General features: G+C 63.4%; 8 protein-coding genes. 2 read left to right on the top strand and 6 right to left on the bottom strand.

Features of this window, described 5'->3' with window-relative positions; translation table 11 throughout:
* The 5 genes from VK804_RS16585 to VK804_RS16565 form a co-directional block, all read right to left on the bottom strand.
* The coding region (locus tag VK804_RS16585; RefSeq protein WP_325372134.1) for an acyltransferase at nt 1-1063 on the bottom strand (1063 nt) is incomplete at its 3' end.
* Nucleotides 1064-1333: 270 nt separating this feature from the next.
* Nucleotides 1334-2047 (bottom strand): outer membrane protein, encoded by a 714-nt coding sequence (locus tag VK804_RS16580; RefSeq protein ID WP_325372132.1) that lies wholly within the window; start codon nt 2045-2047, stop codon nt 1334-1336.
* A 377-nt stretch (nt 2048-2424) separates the two neighbouring features.
* Nucleotides 2425-2781, bottom strand: coding sequence for a hypothetical protein (locus VK804_RS16575; protein WP_325372130.1), 357 nt, complete (start codon nt 2779-2781; stop codon nt 2425-2427).
* 252 nt (nt 2782-3033) lie between these two features.
* Entirely contained in the window at nt 3034-3456 is a 423-nt protein-coding gene (locus VK804_RS16570; protein ID WP_414642801.1) for a hypothetical protein, read from the bottom strand.
* A gap of 214 nt (nt 3457-3670) precedes the next feature.
* Entirely contained in the window at nt 3671-3934 is a 264-nt protein-coding gene (locus VK804_RS16565; protein WP_325372126.1) for a His-rich protein BRANT, read from the bottom strand.
* Between the two features lie 355 nt (nt 3935-4289).
* On the opposite strand from VK804_RS16565, the gene VK804_RS16560 reads away from it, so the two are divergent.
* Complete coding sequence (locus VK804_RS16560; protein WP_325372124.1) at nt 4290-4850, top strand: tetratricopeptide repeat protein; 561 nt, start codon at nt 4290-4292, stop codon at nt 4848-4850.
* 65 nt (nt 4851-4915) lie between these two features.
* Here VK804_RS16560 and VK804_RS16555 read toward each other — a convergent pair whose 3' ends face one another.
* Complete coding sequence (locus VK804_RS16555; protein WP_325372122.1) at nt 4916-6487, bottom strand: S10 family peptidase; 1572 nt, start codon at nt 6485-6487, stop codon at nt 4916-4918.
* A gap of 252 nt (nt 6488-6739) precedes the next feature.
* On the opposite strand from VK804_RS16555, the gene VK804_RS16550 reads away from it, so the two are divergent.
* Nucleotides 6740-7519: an NAD kinase gene (locus tag VK804_RS16550; protein WP_325372120.1), complete on the top strand. Its 780-nt coding sequence runs from the start codon at nt 6740-6742 to the stop codon at nt 7517-7519.
* The last annotated feature ends 4 nt before the right edge of the window (nt 7520-7523 follow it).

Genomic DNA, 7523 nt, shown 5'->3' with positions numbered 1-7523 from the left:
ATTTCGGCACCACCTGCGGCCGGCGGCGAAGCGGAATTTCGACGAAGCGCCAGGTCAGCCAGGCGAGTGCGAAGGCAACGATCAGGGTCGCCCACACCTCCAGCATGGTCGGATCATTGTTTCGGATGATCGCGAGATACGACAATAGCGGCCAGTGCCAGAGGTAGAGCGGATAGCTGATCAATCCGATCCCGACCATTGCCCGGTTCGACAGCAGGGTCCGGTTCACCCAGGAATTCGGCGAGACGATCAGCAAGCCCGCGCCGAGCACGGGCGCGAGCGCATAGGCGCCCGGAAACAGGCTGTCCTTGTTGAGCCCGATGGCGGCACCCAGGATCGCCAACAGGCCGATGCTGCCGCACCAATTGTCGCGCGCAACCGAGCCTCCCCGTTCGGCCTTGGGATCGCTGACGAAGCGGTTGGCGATCATGCCGCCGGCCAGCAATTCCCACGCCCGCGAAATCGGCGAATAGAACGCGATGTCCCGGGAGCCGACGAAGATCATCAGGCTGACGCCGAACGAGATCGCCGCCACCACCGCCATCCAAAACCCTCGCCGCTTCGATCTGGAGAGCAGCCACAGCAGCGGCGGCCAGAAAATATAGAATTGCTCCTCGATGCCGAGCGACCAGAGATGGACCAGCGGATTTTCGGCCGCATCGGGCGCGAAATAGCCGACCTGGGTGAGCTGAAACAGGTTGGATACGAAGAGAACGCCGGCCGCGACGCTCTTGCCGAGCAGGGCAAATCCGTCCGGCAGCAGCACGACCCAGCCGATCAGGACGGTGGCCGCGAGCACCACGATCAGCGCCGGAAAGATCCGCCGGATCCGGCGCGCGTAAAATCCCGCCGGCGAAAAATGGCCGGCTTCGATTTCCCTGAGAAGGATGCCGGTGATCAGGAAGCCGGAAATCACGAAGAAGACGTCGACGCCGACGAAACCGCCGGGGAATGGCCCGAGGTCGGCGTGATATCCGAGCACCAGCAGAATGGAAATCGCCCGCAGGCCGTCGATATCAGCGCGATAGGCAGGTCTCTGGTTTTCGCGTCCGGGCCGATCCATCGGCGGCATCTTAGAGCGTTTTCGAGCGAAGTGGATACCGGCCAGCGCGTTTTCGAGCGAAGTGGTCCCCGGTTCGCGTTAAGAAAACGCGTCACATCAAAGACTCCCGTTTCGATTCCATCGAAACGGGACTCTGGCGTGAAGAAAACACGTCAAGACAGGGGGCTAAAACCTTGGTTCTGCTTCAAACAGAAACCGGTCTCCGGCGAATGCGGCGGCACAACAAAAAGGGCCGGCGCGAGGCCGGCCCTCTCGTAATGTCTCGAGACCTCAGTAGCGCGCGACCACCGGGCCACCCCAGCCGAAGCGGTAGTTGATGCCGACCTTGACGGTGTGCTCGTCGTTGCGGAAGCGGGAGCCGATGATCTCGGCGGGCCCGCTGGTAAAGGTGGTATTGCCGAAATTGTAATACTGGTACTCGGCCTTGGCCGACCAGTTCGGCGCGAACATGTATTCGAAGCCGCCGCCGACGGTGTAGCCGTTCGTGTGGTTGCCGTCGGTCGTGAACGGCACCGGCGCGCCGGCGAAGGACACGCCGATATTGGGATTGTCGCGCCAGGCGTAGCCGCCCTTGGCGTAGAGCAGCCCCGGACCCCAAGTGTAGCCGACCCGGCCGGTGACAGAGCCGATCTGATCGGTATTCCCGGTCACGAGCGTGCCGGCCGGAAACAGCACACCGTTATTGTTGTTGTTGCTGAGCCAGTCGTATTGCGCTTCCACACCGATCAGCCAGTTGGGCGCGAACTGATAATCGAAGCCGCCCTGCACGCCGCCCATGAAGCGGCCGCCGCTGCTCTCGAGGCTGTTGTTGCCCGCGAACGCACCGCCGAGGTTGCCGCCGATATAGAAGCCGGTCCAGTTGTAGACCGGTTCGGGCGCGGTATAGGCGGGAGCCTTGCTGTAGGTGCGCGCCGGCATGTCAGCCGCAAACGCAGGCGCCGCGAGCGCGATCAGCGCAGCCGTGCCAAGCAAAATTCTTTTCATAACTTGATCCCCGTTATTGTCGTTACGACATGAAATCAAACAACGTGGCGTCAATTTGGTTGCTTCGCGGCAATGCCGGAGCTGTGATGGTTCGCAACTGTGACGGCGCGGCAACAACGGCGTTTTGTTCCACCGCCGGGCGATCTTTTTGCCCGGAAAGCGCAGGCTTCCCGCTGTGCTTTGGTCGACGCGGCCTGGGATCAGGCTCAAAGCTCGCTGAAAAGTGATCGGGGTCCATCCCCGCCCGCGCAAGCCACCATCGGGTTCCGGCACGCGCAGCATTCAGCCCCGCGCCGATTGCGCTGATATGGTGAGCGCGCGGCTTCAGCCTCCCGCCTTGCGGGAGAGCGCCCCATCTCCAGACGCGCCGGCAGCGGTCAGGTCATGCTGCCGGGCATGAAACACCGGATCGAGATCTGGTTGTCGAACCGGATCGGCCAAACCATCGTGCGTCCCGCCCGGTTTGGTTCGGTGATGACGGCGTCGTCGGGAACATCGACCCAGTTGCTTTCGAGCCGGACGCGGTAGTGGCCGTCCTTGGATTCCCAATCCGGGTCGGCGACGCTTTCACCATCGGCCATCGAGCAACAGAGTCCCTTGCCGCTGGCAAGATGATCGAACCACGGCTTGAGCGGTGAATTGGCGTATCGGCCGTCGAGGTCACGCGCTCTTACGCTGCCGACGAGGCAAGCAACCACCACGCTTAAGATCAGACCAAACACGATGCGTTTCATGTGCCACGCTCCTGAATGTCAAACCTACCCCCGTTTCATGTAAAGCAATGTTCGTGCCGCAATGTTCAATACTGCGCGAATCGCAGCGTTGTGATAAATTGTGTCGAAAGAAAATCGACGCGAGCGTGTTTGCGGGTTTGACATGCGCGATTTCGGCGCGTGTTTGATCGCGAGGATGTATTGCGATTTGCGGCGCCGCTGCTTTGCTCTGCGCGAGAGCATCGGGGTACGAGCCTGCGCGCGGCGCAGCCGCTATCGCGTCATATGCTCCAGATCCGGAAACGGCGCGTAGGTGGCGCCGGCGCAGATTTCGCCCGGCTTCTCGACCACGCGGTCGAGCCGGCCATTGACATAGACGATCGCGCGTTCGCGCAAGTTCAGATAGCTGCCGTCGGATTCGCGCGGCGTGTAGCGCAGGCAGCTGACATAGCGCACCCGCCCGCCGACCGTGCGTTGCACCGGCTCGGCCATGGCGCCGTCATGGACGCCGACGGGATTGTTGAGATAGGTCTTCATGAACGCCAGCAATTCCGCGCGATAATTTTCGGGAAACGGCTGGTTGGCGGTGCCGTTGTCGATGCTGATGGAGGACTCGCGGCCGTCGTCATTGCTGGCGCAGGCGGCAAGCGCGATCGGCAGCAGCAGGATCGCCAGATGCTTTGCTGATATCCCCAACTGGAACTCGCAGGTACCGGCGTTGACCGTCAAAGCGAATCCTAGAACGTCCGCCGCCGAAATGGAATTCGCATATCGATGAATCCATCAAGGCGCAAATTTGACGAAAAGCAACTCCGGCCCGCAACCATTGGGGAAGCAATGGCGCGGGCCGGGACTGAATCCGTCGGGAGCGGCGGGGTAAGATGGGTGGAAACACTCCCGCGGATCAGTGTCAGCCGCGCTTGGGAGCGGGGCCGGCGTGCTTGATCGCGACCTTCGAGGTCTTGTGCGTCTTGAGCGCGCCCATGTGCTTGTGGTGATGGTGGTGCCGGCGATGATGGTCCATCCGGGCGTTGGCGTTACGCACGCTGGGTTTCAGCTTCACCTGCTCGGCCTTGATGACCGGTGCCTGCCCGGTCTTGCTTTGGCCGGCCGCAAACGCAGGCGCGGCAAGAACGGAAACGGCGAGCAGTGCTGCGGAAATCGTCTTCAACATGATGGTGTCCTCCTAAGGGGATCACGGGTGGCCGGTCGGATGGCCGGGGCCGTGGATCATGCTGGCGAGCCTAGATGCCCCGCGCTGAACCTGCCGTGAAGCGCAGCGACGGACTTCGTTCATCTCCATGACAGCTTGGCCATGTTCCAGCTTTGGTTCCCAAGGGGGCCCGGGGCCGCGCAGGGCTGAAATTCCTCCAAATGAGCGGGGGCGCCCGGGAATGTTCCGAGGCTCCGGGTGTTCAAATCGGCAGGCTTGGGTGTAGGATCGCCTTCGGCATTTGACCCGGATCGCCGCCCTCGCCAGCACGAACAGCGAGGAATTTGGATCCTCTCACCGTCAACAGGAGCGATGCATGAACAAATTTGCGATCCGGCTTTTGACGCTGGCAATGTTTTCGATGGCGCTGGTCGCCGCACCCTTGATCACCAGGGCCAAGGCTGCGTCCGACGAGCAGGCGCCTTCGCCGCCCGCTTCCACCAAATCCGACGCCAAGAAGACCAAGAAAAAGAGCAGCGAGTTGAAGCTGAACCGCGAATACGCGGCGTTCGCGAACGGTTATCGTGCGGCCTATTCCACCATCTATGACCGCAACGACTATGCCGCTGCGATCGAGCAGTTAAAGGCGCTCGGCCATGACGACACCGCAGCCGTCGCCAATCTGATCGGCTATTCCTATCGCAAGCTCGGCGACTACAAGCTTTCGCAAGTCTGGTACGAGCGCGCGTTGAAGGACGATCCCAACCACGTCAAGACCTGGCAGTATTACGGGCTGTGGCAGATCGAACAGGGCAATCGCGAGCAGGCCGAATATCATCTGACCCGGATCGCGGCGCTCGCGGGCAAGGACAGCGAGGAATACCGCTCGCTTGCGGCTGCGCTGGAACAGCCGCCCGGCACCGGTCTCGTCTACTGAGTTCTCAGAACCGCTAAATCGAACCGGCGCGGCCTCGGCTCGCGCCGGTTTTGTTTTGATAGTCCCTACTTCATCAGCGCCTCGACCTCGGCGCGGAACGCCTGGCGCGAGCCGTCGCGCGAATAGAACATGTGCCCGCCGGGATAGACCACGAGTTTGACGCGCGGCGGCGTCGCGAAGGCCGGCATCTGGTCGAGCAGGATCTGCGTGCCGAAATACGGCGTGGCCAGATCGAACAGCCCCTGCCCCACCAGAAGCTTCAGTTTCGGGTCGAGCGCGAGCGCCTCGCGCAGTTGCGAAATCGATTCGGGAGGATTGAGGCCGTGGCCGAAATCCCAGGCCCTTTCGACCGCGCCGTTGAGCACCTGGTAGGAGCCGTCCGGCCGCCAGTTGAGCTTTCGCGTGGTGAGGTCGACCGCAGCACTCGTCAGCGGCGCGGTCAGCGTCTCGCCGGAGGGATCGTTGAAATGGTAGAAGCTGGAGTCCGGATAGGGATCGAGGCCCAGCACGGAGCCGTCGTAGCGTCCGGTCACCTTGCCGTCCTTGCGGTCGAATTCCCTGCGGAACTCGATGGCGTCGAAACGCCCGGCGAGCCTCCGGCTCACGGCCCGGTCGATTCCCGTGAGTGCCGACACCTTATCGGAAAGTCGCGTGGTGGCCTCCGCATCCACCTCGCCTTTGAGGAGATCGGCCGTGAACTCGCCGCGCGCATAAGTTTCGACGTCGGCCATGTCGGCGCGGGTCACCGGGCCCCTCTTCTCGCGCGCCACCGCCGCCATGGTCGGCAGACTCCAGACATATTGCAGGATGCTGGAGCCTGAAAATTCGCGGAAGTCCAACACCGGTGAGACCAGGATCAGGCCCTTGACGCCGACGCCCTGCTCGACCTGCAGATTGCGGACGATCTTCGGTCCGCGCATGCCGCCATAGCTTTCGCCGGCGACATATTTCGGCGACAGCAGCCGGCCGGATTTTTCCAGGATGCGACGGATCGTCAGCGCCAGCGAGGAGACGTCGCCGTCGACCGAGAAAAACCGCTTGCGCACCTCCTCGCCTGACGCGACGAAGCGGCTATAGCCGGTACCGACGGGGTCGATGAAGACGAGGTCGGTGAAGTCGAGCCAGGTCTCGGCATTGGGCCGCAGGTCGGGCGATGCCGAAGGGATCGCCGCATCGCCGTCGATCGACAGCCGCCAAGGTCCGACGGCGCCGAGCTGCAAATAGGCCGAAGCCGCGCCCGGCCCGCCATTGAACAGGAAGGTCACCGGACGGGTGGCCGGATCGGCGCCGTCGAGCTGATAGGCGGTGTAGGCGATATCGGCCTGCGGCTCGCCCTTGTCGTCGAACAGGCGGATCGAACCGGCGGTCGCCGAGAAGGCGAGCGTGCGTCCCGGAAGCGCCAGCGTCTGTTTGGTGGTGGAATCCGGCGGCAGGCGATGCTGCTCGGCCGCGGCCGGCGAAGCCGGCGTGGCGCCGCGTCCGCCCGGGCCGCCCAATTTCTGGCCGGAAGGTGCCGCGATCGGGTGATCCGCAGGCGCCGGCTCATCATCGGCGCGCGCCCCGTTCACGAGCGAGAAGGCAAGCAGCGCGACCGCGAGACAGGTGAGGCGCGGCGCGGCGGCAAAGCGGATGGCCATGCGTTTTCTTCTCCCTGCGTCCCGCAATCCGCCCCGGATGTCCCGAGCGGGAGCAGGCTCATAGTCTAAAATTGCGACAGCCCTGCATCGTTGGCAAGCGCGACAGGCATAGCCGGCTTCGGGGTTACGCTCATCGCACGATCCGGTGACTTAACCAGCGCGGCGGCCTTCTCTCGACAACCACCGCCAAGGTCGTATAGACGACCCCGCGCGCCCTCGATCCCGCTGTCGCGCCACATGAGCCGCAATCCCATGACCAGCCCCAGGCGATATGACCGCATTGCCTTCGTCGCGAGCGCGGGTGCGGAAGCCCAGCAGGCGCTTGGACAGCTGGTCGAACTCTACGGCGATCGCGACCCGAAACAGGCCGATGTCGTGGTGGCGCTGGGCGGTGACGGCTTGATGCTGCAGACGCTGCACCAGCACATGCGCACGGGCACGCCGATCTACGGCATGCATCGCGGCACCGTCGGCTTCCTGATGAACGAGTACTCCACCCTCGATCTGCACGCCCGGCTGGCGGCGGCCAGGGAATCGGTGATCCATCCGCTTTTGATGCGCGCCACCGACGTCCATGGCGTGGTGCATCTCCACCACGCCATCAACGAAGTCTCGCTGTTCCGCCAGACCTACCAGGCGGCGCGCCTGCGGATCCTGATCGACGAGCGCGAGCGCATGGCAGAATTGATCGCCGACGGCGTGCTGGTGGCGACGCCGGCCGGATCGACCGCCTACAATCTTTCGGTGCAGGGGCCGATCATCCCGATCAACGCCCCGTTGCTGGCGCTCACCCCGATCAGCCCGTTTCGCCCGCGCCGCTGGCGCGGCGCGATTCTGCCGGACAATGCCAAGGTCAGTTTCAGCGTGCTGGAGGCCGCCAAGCGCCCGGTTGCGGTTGTCGCCGATCAGAAGGAAGTGCGCGATATCCGCGAAGTGCATATCGCCGCTTGCCGCAAGCATCAGCTGACCTTGCTGTTCGATCCGGGCAGCAGCCTGGAAGAACGGATTTTCGCCGAGCAATTCCTGGCGTGATCGC

Source organism: Bradyrhizobium sp., from assembly GCF_035484855.1.
Lineage (GTDB): Bacteria > Pseudomonadota > Alphaproteobacteria > Rhizobiales > Xanthobacteraceae > Bradyrhizobium.
Note: the sequence above shows the minus strand (reverse complement) of the source record. Positions and strands in the feature narration are given on the sequence as shown.